Origin of the sequence: Haladaptatus halobius (assembly GCF_020618475.1) — an archaeon.
Taxonomy (GTDB): domain Archaea; phylum Halobacteriota; class Halobacteria; order Halobacteriales; family Haladaptataceae; genus Haladaptatus; species Haladaptatus halobius.
This window is the reverse complement of sequence record NZ_CP085335.1, coordinates 1,987,737-2,006,635: the sequence shown is the minus strand read 5'-3', so window position 1 is coordinate 2,006,635 and position 18,899 is coordinate 1,987,737. Positions and strand designations below refer to the sequence as shown.

Genomic DNA, 18,899 nt, shown 5'->3' with positions numbered 1-18,899 from the left:
ACCGCCCCGAACGTGCGCGTATGAGCGACCAGCAACCGGACAGAAAGCGATCCGGATTCAAGGAGACGACGCGCGTGACGGCGGCGCGCCAGCGACTCCGCGACGCCGTCTCCGGACACGAGCGAACCGAGTCCGTCCCCCTCGACGCGGCGGACGGGCAGGTGCTCGCCGAGGAAGTCGTCGCCCCGCGGAGCGTCCCACATTTTCCTCGGGCGGCGATGGACGGCTACGCGGTGCGAGCGCGGGACACCTTCGGGGCAAGCGGACGGTCGCCCGAAATCCTGCGCCGCGCGGACGAAGCGGCTCCTGGCGCGGCGGTTCGGGTTCACACCGGCAGCGAAGTCCCCGAGGGCGCGGACGCCGTGGTGATGATAGAGCACGCCGAGGAGATCGCCGACGAGGTGGAGGTGTTCGACGCCGTCGCGGAGGGCGAGAACGTCGCCCCGGTCGGCGAGGACGTGGACACCGGGCAGTCGCTCTACGACCCCGGCCACCGCCTGCGACCGTCCGACCTCGGCCTACTGAAATCGGTCGGCGTCCGCGAGGTCCCGGTGTACGACCGCCCGCGAGTCGCCGTGATTCCGACCGGCGAGGAACTGGTCGAATCCGACCCCGAACCGGGCGAGGCGATCGAAACGAACGGGCTGACCGTTTCGCGCTACGTCGAACGGTGGGGCGGCGAGGCGACCTACCGCGACGTGGTGACCGACGACGAGAACGCGCTCCGCGAGGCGGTCGAATCGCACCTCGACCACGACGTCGTCGTCACGACCGGCGGCTCCTCGGTCGGCGAGCGCGACCTGCTCCCCGAGGTCGTCTCGTCGATGGGCGAACTCCTCGTCCACGGCGTCGCGCTGAAACCGGGTCACCCCGTCGCGCTTGGTCTGGTCGAAGGGACGCCCGTCGTGATACTCCCCGGCTACCCGGTCGCCTGCATCATCAACGCGGTGCAGTTCCTCCGCCCCGCGCTGAAGTGGGTCGGCCACCTCCCACTCGACCCGATGCCGACCGCGACCGCGCGACTCGGACGCAAGATTCGAAGCGAACCCGGCGTTCGGACGTTCGTCCGGGTCACGCTGGACGACGACGAGGCGACACCCACGCGGGCCAGCGGTTCCGGCGTCCTTTCAAGCGTCGCGCTGGCGGACGGTTGGGTCGAAGTGCCGGAAGAACGTGAGGGGATTCCCGAAGGTGAGACGGTCGAAGTGGCGAACTGGGAGTGGTCGGCGTGACCGAGCGAAAGGAGTTCCGCGACCTCGCGGAACCGGAGGAGGCGCACGAGGCCATCGCGTCGCTCGACCTCGCGCCCGACGCGGAACGCGTTCCGCTTTCGGACGCCCGCGGTCGGGTGCTGGCCGAGCGATTGGACGCCGACCGCGACGTGCCGGGATTCGACCGCGCGAGCATGGACGGCTACGCGGTGCGGGCGCGGGACACCTTCGGGGCGGACGAAGTCGACCCTGTCCTCCTCGACCTCGTCGGGACGGTTCACGCCGGTGAGAAACCCGCCGTCGAAGTCGATGCTGGTGAAGCGGTCGAGGTATCGACCGGGGCCGTGATGCCGCTCGGCGCGGATGCGGTGGTGATGGTGGAGCGAACCGACGAGCGCGAGTCGCCACGCGACTCGGAACGAGCGAGCGGTGAAACCGTGAGCGGCGTCGAAATCCGAACCGCGGTCGCGCCCGGCGACCACGTGATGCTCGCGGGGGCGGACGTGGCGGCGGGCCAGCGCGCGCTCGGTCCCGGCACGCGACTCACGCCGCGGGAGATCGGCCTGTTGTCCGCGCTCGGTGTCGAGAGCATCCCCGTCCGCGGGAAACCCCGCGTCGGCATCGTCTCGACGGGCGACGAACTCGTTCGCCCCGGAAACCAGTTGGACGACGCCGCCGGGCAGATTTACGACGTGAATAGCTATACCATCGCCGCGGCGGTCGAGGAGGCGGGTGGCGAACCGGTGCTCTACCCCCACGCGGGCGACGATTACGACGAGATGGAGCGCCTGCTGTCGGAGGCCGCGGCGGAGTGCGACCTCGTGCTCTCGTCGGGTTCGACGAGCGCGAGCGCGGTGGACGTCATCTACCGCGTCATCGAAATGCGGGGCGAACTCCTGCTCCACGGCGTCGCCGTCAAACCCGGCAAGCCGATGCTCGTCGGGCGATTTCCCGAGTCGGCCTACGTCGGCCTGCCGGGGTATCCCGTCTCTGCACTCACCATCTTCCGGGCGTTCGTTGCGCCGGCAATCCGCGCCGCGGCGGGAGTTCCGGAACCCACGACGGCCACCGTCGACGCTCGGATGGCGGTCGAAGAACGCTACGGCGAGGGCCGGATGCGACTCATGCCGACCGGACTGGTCGAGGACGAGCAGGGACGGACGCTGGCTTACCCGGTCGACAAGGGAAGCGGAGCCACGACCAGCCTCGTGGAAGCCGACGGCGTGGTGACCGTCCCGCCCGACACCGCTTACCTCGGGGCGGGTGAATCGGTCGAGGTGCGACTGTTCTCGCCCGACGTACGCCCACCGTCCGTCTTCGGCGTCGGCGAGGATGACCCCATAATTTCCCGCCTGCTCGACCGCCTCGTTTCGTCGCGCTATCTGGCGGTCGGCGGTCGAGAAGGGTTGCGACGACTCCGAAACGGCGTGCCGGATTTCGCGGTCACGACTTGCGCCGACCGGCGCACGACGGATGTTGAGAACGACGACGCCGGGAAAACCGACGCGACCGACGCGAGCGGGGGAACCGAACTCGCGTCTTACTACCGCGAATGGGGTCTCGTCGTCCCCGCTGGAAATCCCGAGGAAATCGAGGGACTGTCCGACCTCGTCGACCGCGACCTGCGCTTCATCAACCGAGGCACCGACTCCGGCCTGCGGACGACGCTGGGGAACGCCCTCGCCGACCTCGCCGACGAGCGCGGAACGTCCCGCCGCGAACTGGTCGAATCCGTTTCGGGCTTCGAACTCGCGGCGAAAGCGCACGAGAGTCCGGCCCGAAAGGTCGCCGCCGGGGACGCGGACGCCGGACTCGGCCTCCGCTCGACCGCGGAGAAACTCGACCTCAGATTCGTCTCGCTCGGCGAGGAGCGAGTTCGAGTGTTGGCGAATCCGGAGCGTGAGAAGAAGGAAGGCGTCGAAGAACTCGCCGACGCGCTCGATTCGGCGCTAGTCGGTGTACTCGAAGGCTTGTCCGGCGTTCGACCATAGCTCGTCGAACGTGTTCACGCGGTAGTCGCCGAGCACGCACTGGTTTCGGTGGTGGGGGTCGTGGCGTTCGACGTGAACCGCGTCGAGTCCGGCGTTCCACGCCGCACCTACGTCGTTCGCTCCGTCGCCCGCGAGGATGCCGCGGTCGTCTTTCCCGACGTCCAGTCCGGCCATCGCGTGCTCGATGGGCGCGGGGTCGGGTTTCCAACCTAACTTCTCGTCGCAGCAGACGACCACGTCGAACCAGTCGCGGATGTCCAGCGCGTCGATGACCGGTTCGGTAAGGAACTGCTGGCAATGGGTGACCAGTCCGACCGGGCAGTCGAGGTCGGCGACGAAGGCGGCGTCGTCGTAGAGGAACGTGTGCTCGGCCCGCAGTTTCGGGTCTTCGATGGCGTGGAAGGCGTCCCAGAACGTCGGCGGGTCGATACCCCACTTGCTCAGTTGCGCGTCCCTCGCGCCGCCCAGTCCGTGCCAGATGACCTCGGCCTCGTAATCGGTGAACTCCCGCCCGAGGCGGTCGCTCACGCGGTCGAACACCGACCGAACGTACGATCGTTCGATGTCGATGAGCGTGCCGTCTAAGTCGAGCAGCCAGAAGTCGTACTCACGGGCGACCATTGGGGTTCATCTAGTACTGCTTCCTCGCTTATAAATATTCGTCCGCAACGGCAGCCGCGTACGTCGGGGAACGACGGATTAGTCCGCCGAGGACTCCATCTCTCGCTCCGCTTCCGGGACGCTTTCCGGCTGGTCGTAGAGGTGGCACGCCGCCGGATGCTCGCTCTCCTGTAAGACCGGTCGCCGGCGCTCGCAGACGCTCTCGAACCGGTCGCGCATCACCTCGATTGCACCCGCGCGGTCGCCGGAGACGAATCGGTCGAACGACTCCGCGACGGTCGCCCGATTCTCACCGTCGAGCCGGTGGTCGAACAGCTCCGACCACAACTCCTCTTTCAGCGTCTCGTCGCCCAAATCGCGCGGGTCGTCGTCCGGCCCGGCGGCCAACTCGCGGATACCGTCGAGGCTGAGTTCGTCGGATTCGAGCCGTTCGCGGTAGTCCATCACCTCGCGGTAGGCGGGCTGGGCGATATCCACGTCCGCGGGCGGAATGACCTTGGGGCATCGCGTTCGGAAGCGACAGCCCGACGGCGGATTTCGCGGCGAAGGCACGTCGCCCGAGAGCGTGCGCACGTCCCGTTCTTGCTCGTCCGTGTCGGCGCGCGGGACGCTCTCCAGCAGGGCTTGCGTGTAGGGGTGTTTCGGCTCGTCGAAGATCTCGTCCACTGGTCCGACCTCTGCGATATCGCCGAGATACATCACCGCGACGCGGTCGCAGATGTGGCGCACGACGGAGAGGTCGTGGGCGATGAACAGGTACGTCAGCCCGAACTCGTCCTGCAGATCTTGCAGGAGGTTTAACACCTGCGCCTGCACCGACACGTCCAGCGCTGACACCGGCTCGTCCAGCACGATAAACTCGGGTTCCAGCGCGAGCGCTCGCGCGATGCCGATGCGCTGGCGCTGCCCGCCCGAGAACTCGTGGGGGTAGCGGTCGATTTGTCCCGCGGAGAGGCCGACGCGCTCCATGAGTTCCTGTGCTCGCTCCCGACGGAGTTGTCTGTTCGACTTGTCCACGTCCACGTGGACGGTGCGCTCTTCTTCGTTCGTTCGAACCGAAACCTCGTCCTCGTCGGTGAAGCGACCGCCGGTGACTTCGACCGTCGTCTCGTCGCCGTCGTCTTCGACGGTCACAACTACTTCGGCGTCACCGGTCTCGTCGAGCGTGACGTGCTCTCCGCCGCTCACGTCCCACGTCCCGTCGCATCGAACGTCGACGGCGACGCTTCGTCCGGGGAGTCCGTGCACGTCGAGCGGTTCGCGGACGATTTCACCCGCCGTCATCCGCGGGTCGAGGCTGGAGAAGGGGTCTTGGAAGACCACCTGCGCTCGCTTGCGGAACTCGGTCAGGTCGTCCATCTCGTAGACGTTCCGCCCGTCGAACTCGACGCGCCCGCCGGTCGGGTCGCGCAAGCCGAGCAAGGTTTCGCCGGTCGTCGATTTTCCGCAGCCGGATTCGCCGACTAGGCCGAGCGTCTCGCCCGCTTCGATGTCGAACGAGATGCCGTCGACCGCTTTCACGCTCTGGGGTTCGCGCCCGAGCAGGCGGTCGGTCAGCGTGTCCCGTTCGAAGTAGTACTTTTCGAGCCCCACGACCCGAACGAGCGGCTCAGTCATGTTTCACCTCCTGCTCGCGGCTCGCTTCGCTCGCCGCTCGCACGTCGTCGGCGTTCCGCGATTCGCCGTCGAAGTACCCCTCCGGCAACGCGCGCGACTCGTCGTACTCCATCTCGGCGAGGACGCAGCGAGCTTCGTGTTCGTCGCTTCCATCGGCGTCGAACATCGGCGGGTGGTCGAGGCAGTCTTCCATCGCCTTCGGACAGCGGTCGGCGAAGTAACACCGGTCTTCCATCTCCGAATCGAGCAGGTCGGGGACATTCCCTTCGATGGGTCGCAGTCGCGGCGCGGGGTCTTCCAAGTCGGGAATCGACCCGAGCAGCCCCCGCGTGTAGGGGTGTACCGGCGCGTCGAACACATCTTCGAGCGTGCCGTGTTCGACCATCTCTCCGGCGTACATCACGCCGACGCGGTCGCACATCCGCGCGATGACGCCGAGGTTGTGCGTGATGAGCACGATGCTCATGCCCGTCTCCGCCTGCAAGTCGCGCAGGAGGTCGAGTATCTGGGCTTGGATCGTCACGTCGAGCGCGGTCGTCGGCTCGTCCGCGATGAGCAGGTCGGGTTCGCCGGCGAGCGCCTGTGCGACCATCGCTCGCTGGAGCATCCCTCCGGAGAACTGGTGGGGATACTCCTCGGCGCGCTCCGCCGGGTCGGGGATGCCGACTTGCTCCAGCAGTTCAACCGCCTTCGCGTGACTCGCCTCGCTGACGTACTCCTGCGACGGGAGGGCGGTGCTCAGTATGAACCGACCGAGTCCGTACCCCTGCGTCCGCGAGCGCGTCGAGCGTGGGTTCGCGCTCGCCCGACGCTGGACTTCGACCGCTTCCGCTATCTGCTCGCCCACCGTGATGGACGGGTTCAGACTGCTCATCGGATCCTGGAATATCATGCTGAACGACGGACCGCGAAGCGCGCGGCGCTCGCGGGTCGTCAGTCGTTGAATGTCCACGAACTCGCCGTCCACCGCCTCGGGTCGGTCGTCTCTCGTCTCGTCCGCGAGCGCGGCGTTTCGATACCACACTTCGCCCGACGTGACCTTCCCGGGCGACTCCACGAGGTCGATGATGGAGAGCGCGGTCACGCTCTTGCCCGACCCAGATTCGCCGACGACGCCGAACACTTCCTCCTCTCGCACGTCGAAATCCACCGATTCGACGGCGTTGACCTGCCCCTTCTCCGTGAAGAACCGGGTCGAAAGGTCGCGCACGCGAAGCAGGTCGCGGTCGCTCATACGCCACCTCCTTCGCCCTCGATGCCGGGGTCTAACGCGTCGCGCAACCAGTCGCCGACGAGGTTGATGCCGATGACGGTCAGCACGATGGCGAGGCCGGGTACCGTCGATATCCACCACGAGGTGGCGAGATAGTTACGTCCCTGCGAGATGTCGAAGCCCCACGAGAGGTTCACCCCGGAGAAGCCGAGGTACGACAGCGCGCTTTCGAGCAGGATGATGGCGGCGATCTGGATGGTCGCCAGCACGATGATGGGCGTCACGCTGTTCGGCAGGATGTGTTTCCGGATGATGAACGGGTTGCTCGCGCCGACCGAACGCGCCGCCTTGACGTACTCCTCGCCCGTCACGGAGAGTGCCTCGCCGCGAGCGACGCGGGCGAACCACACCCAGTTCACCAGCGCGACGACGAGGATGACGGTTCCGGGGAGCGCGATCTGCCCCGGCATCCCGGGGGCGACGTCCAACGCCACCAGGGGGTCGGGGAACGTAAACACCGCCCGCCTGAACAGGCCGACCAGCGCGATGGCTAACACGAGCGACGGGAACGCCAGCATGATGTCGGCGCTCCGCATCAGCGCGTCGTCTATCAGCTTACCGTAGTAGCCCGCGACTAGTCCGACTGTCACGCCGATGAGCGCGGCCAGCGCCGTCCCGAAGAGACCGACGAGGAGCGACGTTCGCGCCCCGTAGATGACCCGCGAGAGCATGTCGCGCCCGAGGTTGTCGGTTCCGAGCGGGTGTGCGGGGTCGGCCCACACGTAATTGGTTTGCTCGACGACCTTCACCGTCCCGTTGACCATCTTCGACGTCGTAGTGGTCTTCTTCTCGCTGAAGCCCAGCGGCGGGAGGTTCGAATCGTCCAGATTCTGCCGGTGGGGGTTCTGCGGTGCCAGCACCGGCGCGAACACCGCCACGAGGACGACGGCGATGACGATGACGATGCCGACCTTCGCCAGCGCGCTCTGCCGGAACTCGCGTTCGAGATTTCGAAGCGTGCGCGGCGAAATCATTCGTACACCACCTGCGGATTGATGTAGGCGTACAGCGCGTCCACGAAGATGTTCAACACGACGAAGCCGGTGCCCACGACGATGAGCGAGCCTTGGATAAGAGGCCAGTCGCGGGCGTTGATGGCGTTGATTATCAGCGTGCCGAGTCCCGGCCACGCGAACACCTGCTCCGTGATGACTGCGCCGCCGATGAGCGTGCCCAACTGCAAGCCGAGCACGGTGATGACGGGGATGAGCGTGTTCCGGAGCGCGTGTTTGTACCGCACCAGCGTCTCCGGCAGACCCTTCGCACGCGAAGCGCGGATGTACGTCTTACCGAGTTCGTCCAACATGCCGCTCCTCGTCAGCCGGGTGATGAGTGCGGTGAAGTACGTCCCGAGCGTTATTGCCGGGAGGAAGATGTGTTTCGCCCAGTTCACCAGTCCGCTGACGGTTCCCTCGGTGAACAACATCCCCAGCGCGGGGGCGAGACCGATCCCGCGATTGCTCGTCGGAAGCGGCCCGGCCACGGCCAACAGGAGCACCAGCATGATGCCGAGCCAGAAGTTCGGCGTGCTAATGCCGACCAGCGAGAACGTCGTCGCCGCGTAGTCCGCCGGTTCGTGTCGCCGTGTCGCGCTGATGACGCCCAGCGGAATCGAGATGACGACGGCGACGAAGCTCGCCGCGACGGCCAGCTCCAGCGTCGCCGGAAGCCGGTTGAAGATGCGCGTGCTCGCCTGCGTCCCCGAGATGTACGAGTAGCCCATGTCGCCCTGAAGCAGGCCCCAGAGGTAATCGAAGTACTGGACGTACATCGGTTTGTTCAGCCCAAGTTCGACCGCGATTCGCTGTTTCAACTGCGGACTGGCGTCCAACGGTGCGATGAACGTGATCGGACTGCCGGGCGTGATGAACCGGAGGAGGAACACCACCGTCACGACGCCCCAGATGACGAAGATACCCTGTACGCTCCGCCGGAGCAGGAATCGACCCATCGCCATCTAAAAACACTCCCTCGATACCACGGACATTCTATTTCGCCGAGATGTCGTACGCTTCGATGCGCTCGTCGGTTCGGGCCTTCCACTGGAGACGCTGACTGACGCCGTACACGCTGTACTGCTGGTTGAGGAATATCCACGGGGCTTGGTCGTGGATGAGCTTGTTCACCTCCTTCAGCTTCGCGTTGCGCTTGTTGCCGTCCGGCATGCTCTGCGCCTCGCTCATCAGCTTGTCCACCTGCTCGTTGCTGTAGGACGTGAGCGCGCCGTCGGTCGTCAGCAGCGGGATGATAGTTTGACTGGCGTCGAACGTCGCGTTCCCCCAGCCGATGAGGTAGAACTTCGGGCTCGATTTGAGATTACCGTCGGTCAACTGTCCAGCGAGAGCGTTGAAATCGCGCTGTTGCACCGAGCAGTTGACGTTCTTCAGCTGGTTTATCTGTTCGGCCACCGCCTGCGCGATCTCCACGTCCTTGAGGTAGCGACCGACCGGCGTGTGAAGCTTGATGGTCGCTCCGGCGTGCCCGCTCTCTTCGACCAGTCGCTCCGCCTTCTGCTTGTTCGTTGGGTACGGCTTGACGTTCGAATTGTAGCCGGTGAAGTTCTTCAACGTCGGTTGGCCGGTCTGGTCGGCGAACCCGGAGAGAACGTTCTTGATGATGCTCTGCAGGTCGATGGCGAGGTTCATCGCCCGCCGGAACTTGGGACTGGAGAACGGCTCCACGTCGTAGCGCATCGCGTTGTAGATGATGCGCGTACTTGGCACCGCAGCGAGGCGCGTGTTCTGCGAGCTTTTCACGCGTCCCGCGTCCTGCGGCGGGACGTTGACGACGATGTCGGTCTCGCCGTTGATGAGCTGGTTCACCCGCGTGCTCGACGATTTCGCCGCCTTGAACGTGAGCTTCGACACCGCCGCCGGATCCTGCCAGTAGTTCTCGTTGCGGGTGAAGACGACGCTCACGTCCTCCCGATAGTTTTGAAGTTTGAACGGTCCGGTTCCGTTTATCTTCTTGGCGATATTGTTGTTGTTGCTCTCGACCCACGACTTCTGGACGATGTCACAGTACGACGCGAACAGCGAGAACACGATGGGATTGATGCCGTCCGAGTTGACTCGCACGGCACGTTCGCCGTCTACGACTTCCGCGCCCGTCACGCCGGAAAGTTGGTCGCTTTGCGGGCTCTCGATGCCGGTCTTCGGTTTGACGACGCGATTGATGCTGTACGCCACATCATCGGGCGTTAGGTTACCGCCTTGGTGGAATTTCACGCCCTCGCGGATGGTGAACTTCACCGTCCCCTTCTCGACGCGTTCGTACTTCGTCGCCAGCTTCTGGACGATCTTCCCCTTCGCATCGCGGGAGAGCAGGCCTTCGTAGGCCTGTAAGACGACGTTGTCGGTGGTCGTCTCCCGGTGATTGTGTGGGTCGAGCGTCGAGGGCATCTGCCCCTGCGTGATGGTGACCGGGAAGTTCTCCGGCGTCTTGCCGGTGCCATCGCCGCTCGTGGTCGTGCCAGTCGTTCCGGTCTGGTTCTGATTCTGGTTTCCGTCACCGCCGGTACAGCCGGCGACGGTCGCCGTTGCCGCTGCTCCACCTGCGAATTTCAGATAAGTCCGCCGATTCATGCGCTCGCCGGGCATACCCTGATATGGCGGGGTGGTGCATATATATCTGTGGTGGTCATCAGCATAGATCACGTCTTAATTTATCACGACATGTTGTGTGCGATACGTATCACCGCGACTCGGCCGCAGATTTAAGTAATCAGTCATCGAACGCAGAAACATGGCCGTTCACGGCCGTCATCCCTCATTGCGAGACCTGTTCGACGAGTCGCCCACGCCGCACATCGCCCACCCGCCGCACACGCACCATCGTGATTTCTACGTCGCAACCGACGGTTCATTTAGTCACGACACCCGCGAGGGTGGACTCGGCGTCATCATCGAAACGCGAGACGGCGAGCGCGTCGTCCGCCTCTCCGTCTCCGACGACGTACCCGACAACAATGTCGCGGAGTACCGGGCGCTCCACCTCGGTCTCGACGTGCTGGCGGTTCGCGCCCCCGCGAACGCGCGAGTCGGAGTGCTGGTAGACCACGACCAACTCGCCGCGAACGTCAACAACGCAGTGCTCGCTCACGACCGGACGGACTGGCGACCGCCGAAACCGTTCACCGTTCCGCCCGCCGGAAAGTACCACTGGCGGGGCATCCGCGCCAGAATCGCCGGGTTCGGCGAACTCCGCTCCGCCCGCATCCGGAGCGACCAGAACCCGGCCCACCCGCTGGCGAACGCCCCGGACGAGTACGCCCACGTGAACCGCGAACCTGCGCGGTGTCTGCTCCCCGAGGCTCCGGGGTCGAGCGAGACGCAGATTCCGCCGCCGTCGCGGGCGGACAGACACGCGAGCGGGTAACGACGCCCAACGAATCGCCCGACCGTTTTCGTCCCCGCAGTGACTGGCTCCCCGTCGTTCGTCGGATTTCGAATCGTCTCGAGCGACGTGTCACGAATCGCAGGGATACGGACAACGAAACTACTACTACCCCGCTCTGTGAGCAGAGCATCCGAGGTGGCACGCGAATGGGCACGCGGATACGCGACTCGCTGATGCGGTACTGGAAGCGCCGAACTGACCGACCGGACTACAGGCAGGCGTACGTCAAACTCCCGCTCGACACCGACCTTCCCGCGCTGGCGCATGAGTTTGAGGTCGTCTGCGAGGGGCGACTCGACCGCGTCCCTCGGCGGGACGCCGTGCTCGTGAACACCGACTTCGTCCCCGCCGAGCGGTTCGATTCGGAGCGGTTCGAGGAGGTCGTCGTCGAGTTTCGGGACGCCTGTCCCGACGAGTACGTCCTCCACGAGTCCACGAAGTGGCGACCGCACAAGGACGGCGTGGCGAAGACCCACACCCTCGTCCCCGTGCGACCGCTGTTCTCGGCGTCCGCGTCGGAACGGGAGAGCGAACCTGTTCGGGAGGCCTCGGCTCGAGAACACCCGCGGTGAAGACGATTCAGGCGTCTTGATCGGACTGTGCGTTTTAATTCCGTCGAGTGGAATCCGGTTTTCTCGAAAGTACCACGAACATCCTCGGCGCGTGTGCCAGCAGTCCCGAGGATAGTGGTCGTCCGAGGGTCTGGCTGGCAATCGCGCGAGGGATGACCTTAGCGAACGGTGTGAGCGAAGGAATCGGTTGGGGAGGAAGTGGCCTGCGGTGGCGGTTTGGGGTGGGACTGAAGGGGCTGGGCGTTCGCGTTCATCGTGGGCGTCGCAGCGACCCTTCTCGACGCAAACTGCACGTCGAGATGTCGGCGAGCGACCGCGAACGCCCGGGGGCTTTCGAGGACTGTCTCATCTCGTTCTCGATGTCACCACGAAGAAACCGCCGAAGTACTTACGAGAACCACACGACCGATTCCGTGAACGCCAATAACGCCGGGTAAAACCTCAAAAACGACGAGAGAGCGTCTACTCGCCCTGCTGTGCGTCCACAACCGCCACGCCCGCCAAATTCACGATATCCTTAACTTCGTCGCCGCGCTGGAGGACGTGGACGGGTTTCTCCATGCCGACGAGCATCGGGCCGATGGCCTCCGCGCCGCCGAGACGCTGGAGGAGTTTGTAGCCGATGTTGCCCGCCTCTAGGTTAGGAAAGATGAGGACGTTTGCGGGTTCCTCCAAATCCGAGAACTCGTAGGTTCCGTTCAGAATCTCCTCGACGACCGCGGTGTCGGCCTGCATCTCGCCGTCCACCGGGAAATCGACGGCCGAATCCTCGCGGAGCATCTTGGCGGCGTCGCGCGGCTTTCGGGTTCCTTCGTTGTCCACGCTTCCGAAGTTGGAGTACGAGAGGAGCGCGGCCCGCGGTTCGACGTTGAACCGGCGGGCGAGTTTGGCGGTCTGCTTCGTCACCTCGGCCAACACCTCCTCGTCGGGGGACTGATTCACGGTCGCGTCGGCGATGAAGACGACGCGGTTCTTGAACGTGAGCAGGTATACGCCCGCGGCGTAGTTCACGTCCGGGGCGGTGCCGATGACCTGCAACGGCGGGCGGAGCGCCGAGGGGTAGTGGTGGGTGAGGCCGGTGAGCATCGCGTCGGCGTCGCCCCGTTCGACCATCACGCTCCCGAAGTAGTTCGTGTCCTTCTCGATGCGCTCGCCCGCCTCGCTCCGAGTGAGACCCTTTCGCTTGCGTAGCTCGTACAGGCGGTCGGCGTACTCCTCGTAATCGCCGTTCTCGGGGTCGACGACCTCGGGGTCGAAGTCGAGTCCGAGGTCGTTCGCGGTCACCTCAATCTCCTCGCGGTCGCCGATGAGCACGGCTTCCGCGATGCCCTGCTCCCGCAGTTGGTAGGCTGCGCGGATCATCTTCTCGTCGGTGCCCTCCGCGAGCGCCACGCGCTTGGGGTCGTTTTTCGCCTTGTTCAGCACGACGCGCATCATCTCGCGGGATTTGCCGAGGCGCGCTTCGAGCGTCTCGACGTACTCCTCCGTGTCGAGTTCGCTCCGGGCGACGCCGGTCTCCATCGCCGCTTCCGCGACCGCGGGCGCGACCTCAAACAGCACGCGGGGGTCGAGCGGTTTCGGGATGATGTACTCCGGGCCGAACTGGAGCGGTTGGTCGCCGTAGGCTTTGACCACGGCGTCCGGCACGTCCTTCTTGGCGAGTTCCGCGAGCGCCCGCGCCGAGGCGATCTTCATCTCTTCGTTGATGTCGCTCGCCCGAACGTCCAACGCCCCGCGGAAGATGAACGGGAAGCCGAGGACGTTGTTCACCATGTTCGGGTAGTCGGAGCGTCCAGTCGCCATGATGACCGTGTCGTCGCGGGCTTCCTTGGCTTCCTCGTACCCGATCTCCGGGTCGGGGTTCGCCATGGCGAAGATGATGGGGTCGGCGGCCATCGAGCGAACCATCTCTTGGCTGACGATGTCGGCCACGGAAAGTCCCACGAGTACGTCCGCGCCTTCCATCGCGGTTGCGAGGTCACCCTCCGGAATATCGCGGGCGAACTCGTCTTTGAACTCGTTCACGTCGCCGTGTTGGGCGCGGTTCTCGGTGATGATGCCCGAGGAGTCACACATGACGATGTTCTCCTTGCGCGCCCCGAGCGAGACGTAGAACCGGGCGGTTGCGATGGCGCTCGCCCCCGCCCCAGAGAAGACGATCTTCATGTCTTCCAGTTCCTTTCCGTTTATCTCGGCGGCGTTGAGGAGGGCGGCCCCGCTGATGATGGCGGTGCCGTGCTGGTCGTCGTGGAAGACGGGGATGTCCATCTCCTCGCGCAGTCGCTCCTCTATCTCGAAACACTCCGGCGCTTTGATGTCCTCCAGATTGACGCCGCCAAAGGTGGGTTCCATCGCGCGGACGGTTCGGACGAGGTCGTCCGGGTCGTGCTGGTCGAGTTCGATGTCGAACACGTCGATATCGGCGAATCGCTTGAACAGGACGCCCTTCCCTTCCATGACCGGCTTCGACGCCTGCGCGCCGATGTCGCCGAGGCCGAGGACGGCCGTCCCGTTCGACACCACGCCGACGAGATTACCTTTCGCGGTGTAGGTGTAGGCTTTCCCCTCGTCGGCCGCGATGTCCTCGCACGGGGCGGCCACGCCGGGCGAGTACGCGAGGCTCAGGTCGCGCTGCGTATTCGTCGGTTTCGTCGTGGAGATCTCGATCTTCCCCGGTGGATCACTTCGGTGATAATCGAGTGAATCCTCGTCAAGTCCCATGCTCGATACGTTCCCGCCCACCTGTAAAAAGGTATCCGAATCCGTCGAATTTACCTTCGACGAACGTCGAACTCAGCGTTCGAGGATGCTGGGTCGCGGAAGCGACCCGTCGAACCCGACCGCGCTCACAACGTCCGTCGGCCACCGCCCGGTTTCCGTGAGCAGTTCCATCCCGTCCGCGGAGACGAGCACCGTCCCCTCGCTCTTCGCACCCTGTACCGTCGGATTCCATGCGAACGCCATCGGAAGCCGAACTTCGTCGTCCGTCGTCGGCGTGGCGATCCACTCGCGCCCGGCGTAGCCGGCCGCGCCGCCCTGATGGTGTCGCTCCCACTCGTCCGGGTGACCAACCTGCTCGTAGGCGGATCGAATCTCGCCGAACACTTCCCCTCCCGTCCCGCCGTCGATTCCGACCTGCTGCGTCGCGGCGAGCGCGGTCGTTTCGACGCGCGCCGCCGCGCGGTGACGCGCTTCGAGCCACTCCGGCGGGTCGAACGCGACGGTTCGAGTAAGACTGGCGTGGAGTCCGGCACGCTCCGCGGTGACCGACACCAGCGCGTAATCGCCCAGTTCGGCGTCCGTCGGCGTGTAGTGGCGATACCGCTGAGCGCGGTCGCACCCTCCCACGAGCGCGACCGGCGTCTCGATGCCCCGCGAGTCGAGCGCGCCGCGAACCGCCGACGCGACTTCGCGCTCCGTGTCGTCGGGCGTCAGTTCGCGGCAGATGGCTTCGACCGCGGCGGCGGTTTCGTCGCCGAGTTTTCGGTACGCCGCCGCGTCATCCTCAGTGAGCGGTTGGCGCAGCGGCGAGGCGTCCACCGACTCGAAGTCGGGTACGTCGAAATCGGCGGCAGCGGGCGTTGCGGCGCGCGCCGCGACGCCCTCGGCGAGCGACCCCTCGTACCATTCATACTCGGCGACCGTGATATCGTCGGGCAGTTCTTCGTCGTGGAGGCGCGGAGCTTCGATGCTGTCGGTGACGACGCGGAGCACGTCGCCGTCGTATCCCACCGCCGCGACGCCCGCGTCCCCCTCGCGGTCGACGACGTTGCTCCCGCCCGTGAGCCACGCGAAAGAGTTCGGGCGTGCGAACCAGACTGACTGGAGGTCGCGCGCGTCGAGTAGGGCATCGAGACGGTCCAGTTTCGTCATGGTTCGACCGTGGGTCGCGTCTCCCTTGAAGGGCGTGTTTCGGTCGATATCTGCCGACTGTCGTCTCACGAGCGACATTTAAAACATACATAACTTATTACTCTATTACAAGTACTCGCAATCATCCACTCAGCTCCGCCCGCTGGTGGTATCGCAGCGCTGCGCGGTTCCCGCTGTACGGCTTCTCCTGAACGTTCCTTCTCACATCGCGGGAAAGTCGGACAGACCTAAATACGCCGCTTTCCAACCTCCGGGAAAGGGATTACCGTGATACGACACCACGAAACCGAGGTGAGCGCCTGATGGGCGCGCGATTCCGGCGTTTCGCCGCCTTCACGACGGGACTGACGTTCGCCCTCATCCTACTCGGCGTCTACACCGCCGCGGCGGGAGCGGGGCTATCGTGCGGTGCCGACTGGCCGTTCTGCAACGGCGGCTTCTTCTGGAAGACGGTTCCAGGGTTCATTGAGTGGTTCCACCGACTCGTAGCGATGATAACCGGATTCTTCATCCTCGGCACGACGGCGGGCGCGTGGAAGTACACCGACAGCACGCGAATCCGGGCCGTGGCGACCCTCGCACTGGTCGTCCTGCCGGTTCAGATTCTGCTCGGCGGTGCGACCGTCCTCATCTACGGCCCCGTCGTACAGGTGGCCCACCACGCCGCCGCACTGGTCATCTTCGGAGCGCTGATGGCGACGACACTGTGGCTTTACGAGGAGCCCCGCCGCCCCGAGGCAGCGGCGACCGAATCGGCGAGCGGCTACCCGTCAGACGACTGACTAGAACCGGCGAAAGTTTTAGCCAAACCCCGCGAGCAACCGACAGTAGCTTTCTATACGCTGATTGACCATGTAGGTAGCGGGGGAAATTGAAATGCACAGACGAACCTTTCTCAGGGGGAGCGCCGGAGCTATCGCCGGCCTGACGGTCGCGGGAACTGCAAGCGCACAGGATGGGGGGGTGGTTCGAATCGGCTCGGACATCCCGTATCGACCGTTCGAGTATCGGACGACGACCGGCAACCTCGTCGGTTTCGACGTGGACATCGCCGAGGCGATATTCCAAGGACAGCTCGACCGCAACTACGAGTTCGTGCAGACGAGCTTCGACACCATCATCCCGAGTCTCAACAACGGGAACTTCCGCGTCATCATGAGCGCGATGACCATCACGGAAGAGCGGGCACAACAGGTCGATTTCTCCGACCCGTACTTCACCGCCTACCAGACGGTGCTCATCTTGAAGAACAGCGGCATCAATAATCTGCAAGACCTGCGGGGACAGACGGTCGCGGTGCAGAAGGGGACGACCGGCGAGGCCGCCGCACAGCAGTTGAAACGGCGTTTCAACGGCAATCTCACCATCGACAGCTATGACCAGATTCCCGACGCCTTCGCGGCGCTCGGCAACAATCAGGCCGCCGCCGTCATCAACGACAACACGGTCAACGCCGAGTTCGCGCAGCAGAACGACCAAGTCACCTTGCTGAAGGGCGAAGGTGTGGCGGCGCGGCAGGGTAGGGAAGACGCCCCGCCGTACCTCACGCTCACCGTCGAAGAGTACGGCATCGCGTTCCGGAAGAACGACGACCAGTTCCGCCAGCGCGTCAACGAGGCGCTGGCGACGATTCGAGAGAACGGGACGTACGACCGAATCTACTCGGAGTACTTCGAGTCCGCGAGCGGGACGACCACGTCAGGGGGCACGACCAGTGGCTGAGCGCCACAGGGGACGCTGATGGCAGAAACGTACACGGAGCGGAGGGAGGTCGAACGCCCGGCGGAGGGCGAAGAGGGGGTGCTGACCGACCGGCGCGTCAAGTGGATCGGGATGGCGGTGGCGGGCCTCTTCACGGCCGGCATCGTCTTCTTCTTGTTCCTCATCCTGACGCAGTTCGTCGATTACGACCTGTTGGTGACCATCATCCCGCAGTTCGTCGACGCGCTCCTCCTCGTCTTTGAGATAATCGTCATCTCGGGCGCGCTATCGCTCTTCTTCGGCGTGCTCGTCGGACTCGGGCGCGTCTCGAACACGGGGTTCACTCATGGCATCTCCACTATGTACGTCGAGTTCTTCCGGGGGACGCCGCTGCTGTTTCAGCTGTTCGTCGTCTACCTCGGGATTCCTGCACTGTGGACGAACAGCGTGTTTCCGATATCTAACTGGAGCTACGCCGCCGCCATCATCGGCCTGACGCTCAACCACACCGCCTACATCGGCGAGGCGGTCAAGGGGGGTATTAACTCCGTTCCGGAGGGGCAGACGGAAGCAGCGCGGTCGCTCGGAATGTCGTACATCGATTCGATGCGATTCGTCATCCTGCCGCAGGCGTGGCGGAACGCGCTCGCGGCCATCGGGAACGACCTCGTCATCCTCGTCAAGGACACCTCCCTGTTGACAGTGCTGGCGATACCGGAACTCATCAGCGTCTTCCGCAACGTCAACAGTGCGACGTTCGACGCGTGGACGCCCATCGTCGTCGTCTCGGTCGCGTACCTCGTCATCACGCTCCCGCTCGGCAAAACCGTCCGGACGCTGGAGGAACGAGCCATGTGGGGGACGGAGCGATGAACGTTCCGGAGGTCGAATTCGACCGCGTGGACAAGTATTTCGGCGACACGCACGTCCTGAAGGAGGTCTCGCTCGCGGTCGAAGACGGCGAAGTGGTCGTGGTCATCGGCCCCAGCGGAAGCGGGAAATCGACGCTCCTCCGGTGTGCCAACCGACTCGAAGAGATTCAAGGCGGCGACATCCGAATCGAGGGCGAGTCCATCGCGGACCCGGACGTGGACGTGAACCGGCTTCGCCAACGCATCGGGATGGTGTTCCAGAGCTTCAACCTCTTCCCGCACAAGACCGCCGTGGAGAACGTCGCGCTCGGGCCGAAGGTCGTCAAGGGATTCTCGGATTCGGAGGCGAAGAAGTGGGCCAGCGCGATGCTCGACAGGGTGGGGCTCTCCGACCAAGCAAACAAGTATCCGAACCAGATATCGGGCGGGCAGCAACAGCGCGTCGCCATCGCTCGGGCGCTGGCGATGGATCCGAGCGTCATGCTGTTCGACGAGGTGACCAGCGCGTTAGACCCGGAACTCGTCGGCGAGGTTCTCGAAGTGATGCGGGATCTGGCGGACGAGGGCATGACGATGATCGTCGTCACCCACGAGATGGGGTTCGCCCGCGAGGTGGGTGACCGCGTCGTGCTCATGTCCGAAGGGCGCATCGTGGAATCGGGGGCGCCGGCCGACTTCTTCGCCCACCCGGAGACGGACCGCGCCCGACAGTTCCTTGCACGAGTCCATTAGCGTATAACTTTTTCATTTCAACCTGTTAGTTTCGTAAC

17 protein-coding genes are annotated in these 18,899 nt (G+C 64.7%); 9 read left to right on the top strand and 8 right to left on the bottom strand.

What is annotated here, in order from left to right:
- Nucleotides 1-20 precede the first annotated feature (20 nt).
- Both LIW51_RS11570 and LIW51_RS11565 read left to right on the top strand, forming a co-directional pair.
- Nucleotides 21-1,232 (top strand): molybdopterin molybdotransferase MoeA, encoded by a 1,212-nt coding sequence (locus LIW51_RS11570; RefSeq protein WP_227374282.1) that lies wholly within the window; start codon nucleotides 21-23, stop codon nucleotides 1,230-1,232.
- On the top strand, nucleotides 1,229-3,202 hold the full coding sequence (locus LIW51_RS11565; RefSeq protein ID WP_227374281.1) for a molybdopterin biosynthesis protein: 1,974 nt from the start codon (nucleotides 1,229-1,231) through the stop codon (nucleotides 3,200-3,202). The genes LIW51_RS11570 and LIW51_RS11565 overlap by 4 nt, the downstream gene beginning before the upstream one ends.
- Here the strand turns inward: LIW51_RS11565 and LIW51_RS11560 are convergent.
- The 6 genes from LIW51_RS11560 to LIW51_RS11535 all read right to left on the bottom strand — a co-directional run bounded on the left by LIW51_RS11560 (nucleotide 3,161) and on the right by LIW51_RS11535 (nucleotide 10,312).
- Nucleotides 3,161-3,823, bottom strand: a complete 663-nt coding sequence (locus LIW51_RS11560; protein ID WP_227374280.1) for an HAD family hydrolase — start codon at nucleotides 3,821-3,823, stop codon at nucleotides 3,161-3,163. The genes LIW51_RS11565 and LIW51_RS11560 overlap by 42 nt on opposite strands.
- A gap of 78 nt (nucleotides 3,824-3,901) precedes the next feature.
- A complete protein-coding gene (locus LIW51_RS11555; RefSeq protein WP_303659909.1) occupies nucleotides 3,902-5,440 on the bottom strand; it encodes an ABC transporter ATP-binding protein in 1,539 nt (512 codons plus the stop codon).
- A complete protein-coding gene (locus LIW51_RS11550) occupies nucleotides 5,433-6,674 on the bottom strand; it encodes an ABC transporter ATP-binding protein (RefSeq protein ID WP_227374279.1) in 1,242 nt (413 codons plus the stop codon). Before LIW51_RS11550 ends, LIW51_RS11555 begins: the two co-directional genes overlap by 8 nt.
- Nucleotides 6,671-7,687: an ABC transporter permease gene (locus tag LIW51_RS11545; protein WP_227374278.1), complete on the bottom strand. Its 1,017-nt coding sequence runs from the start codon at nucleotides 7,685-7,687 to the stop codon at nucleotides 6,671-6,673. The genes LIW51_RS11550 and LIW51_RS11545 overlap by 4 nt, the downstream gene beginning before the upstream one ends.
- Nucleotides 7,684-8,670 carry an ABC transporter permease gene (locus LIW51_RS11540; RefSeq protein WP_227374277.1) on the bottom strand — a complete coding sequence of 329 codons (987 nt, stop codon included), beginning with the start codon at nucleotides 8,668-8,670 and terminating at the stop codon, nucleotides 7,684-7,686. Before LIW51_RS11540 ends, LIW51_RS11545 begins: the two co-directional genes overlap by 4 nt.
- Before the next feature lie 31 nt (nucleotides 8,671-8,701).
- Entirely contained in the window at nucleotides 8,702-10,312 is a 1,611-nt protein-coding gene (locus LIW51_RS11535; protein ID WP_227374276.1) for an ABC transporter substrate-binding protein, read from the bottom strand.
- Between the two features lie 145 nt (nucleotides 10,313-10,457).
- Between LIW51_RS11535 and LIW51_RS11530 the strand changes: the two genes are divergently transcribed.
- The 3 genes from LIW51_RS11530 to LIW51_RS11520 are packed head-to-tail and all read left to right on the top strand — an operon-like array spanning nucleotide 10,458 to nucleotide 12,120.
- Entirely contained in the window at nucleotides 10,458-11,090 is a 633-nt protein-coding gene (locus LIW51_RS11530) for a ribonuclease HI (RefSeq protein WP_227374275.1), read from the top strand.
- Nucleotides 11,009-11,683 (top strand): hypothetical protein, encoded by a 675-nt coding sequence (locus tag LIW51_RS11525; RefSeq protein ID WP_227374274.1) that lies wholly within the window; start codon nucleotides 11,009-11,011, stop codon nucleotides 11,681-11,683. Before LIW51_RS11530 ends, LIW51_RS11525 begins: the two co-directional genes overlap by 82 nt.
- A 47-nt stretch (nucleotides 11,684-11,730) precedes the next feature.
- Nucleotides 11,731-12,120 carry a hypothetical protein gene (locus LIW51_RS11520; RefSeq protein WP_227374273.1) on the top strand — a complete coding sequence of 130 codons (390 nt, stop codon included), beginning with the start codon at nucleotides 11,731-11,733 and terminating at the stop codon, nucleotides 12,118-12,120.
- A gap of 25 nt (nucleotides 12,121-12,145) precedes the next feature.
- Here LIW51_RS11520 and LIW51_RS11515 read toward each other — a convergent pair whose 3' ends face one another.
- On the bottom strand, nucleotides 12,146-14,404 hold the full coding sequence (locus LIW51_RS11515; RefSeq protein ID WP_227374272.1) for an NADP-dependent malic enzyme: 2,259 nt from the start codon (nucleotides 14,402-14,404) through the stop codon (nucleotides 12,146-12,148).
- A 72-nt stretch (nucleotides 14,405-14,476) separates the two neighbouring features.
- Nucleotides 14,477-15,556, bottom strand: coding sequence for a M24 family metallopeptidase (locus tag LIW51_RS11510; RefSeq protein WP_227376794.1), 1,080 nt, complete (start codon nucleotides 15,554-15,556; stop codon nucleotides 14,477-14,479).
- 302 nt (nucleotides 15,557-15,858) lie between these two features.
- On the opposite strand from LIW51_RS11510, the gene LIW51_RS11505 reads away from it, so the two are divergent.
- The 4 genes from LIW51_RS11505 (at nucleotide 15,859) to LIW51_RS11490 (ending at nucleotide 18,861) form a co-directional block, all read left to right on the top strand.
- On the top strand, nucleotides 15,859-16,338 hold the full coding sequence (locus LIW51_RS11505) for a COX15/CtaA family protein (protein ID WP_227374271.1): 480 nt from the start codon (nucleotides 15,859-15,861) through the stop codon (nucleotides 16,336-16,338).
- A 94-nt stretch (nucleotides 16,339-16,432) separates the two neighbouring features.
- Nucleotides 16,433-17,278: a transporter substrate-binding domain-containing protein gene (locus tag LIW51_RS11500; protein WP_227374270.1), complete on the top strand. Its 846-nt coding sequence runs from the start codon at nucleotides 16,433-16,435 to the stop codon at nucleotides 17,276-17,278.
- Nucleotides 17,279-17,296: 18 nt separating this feature from the next.
- Nucleotides 17,297-18,130: an amino acid ABC transporter permease gene (locus LIW51_RS11495; RefSeq protein ID WP_227374269.1), complete on the top strand. Its 834-nt coding sequence runs from the start codon at nucleotides 17,297-17,299 to the stop codon at nucleotides 18,128-18,130.
- Nucleotides 18,127-18,861 (top strand): amino acid ABC transporter ATP-binding protein, encoded by a 735-nt coding sequence (locus LIW51_RS11490; RefSeq protein ID WP_227376793.1) that lies wholly within the window; start codon nucleotides 18,127-18,129, stop codon nucleotides 18,859-18,861. The genes LIW51_RS11495 and LIW51_RS11490 overlap by 4 nt, the downstream gene beginning before the upstream one ends.
- Nucleotides 18,862-18,899 lie beyond the last annotated feature (38 nt).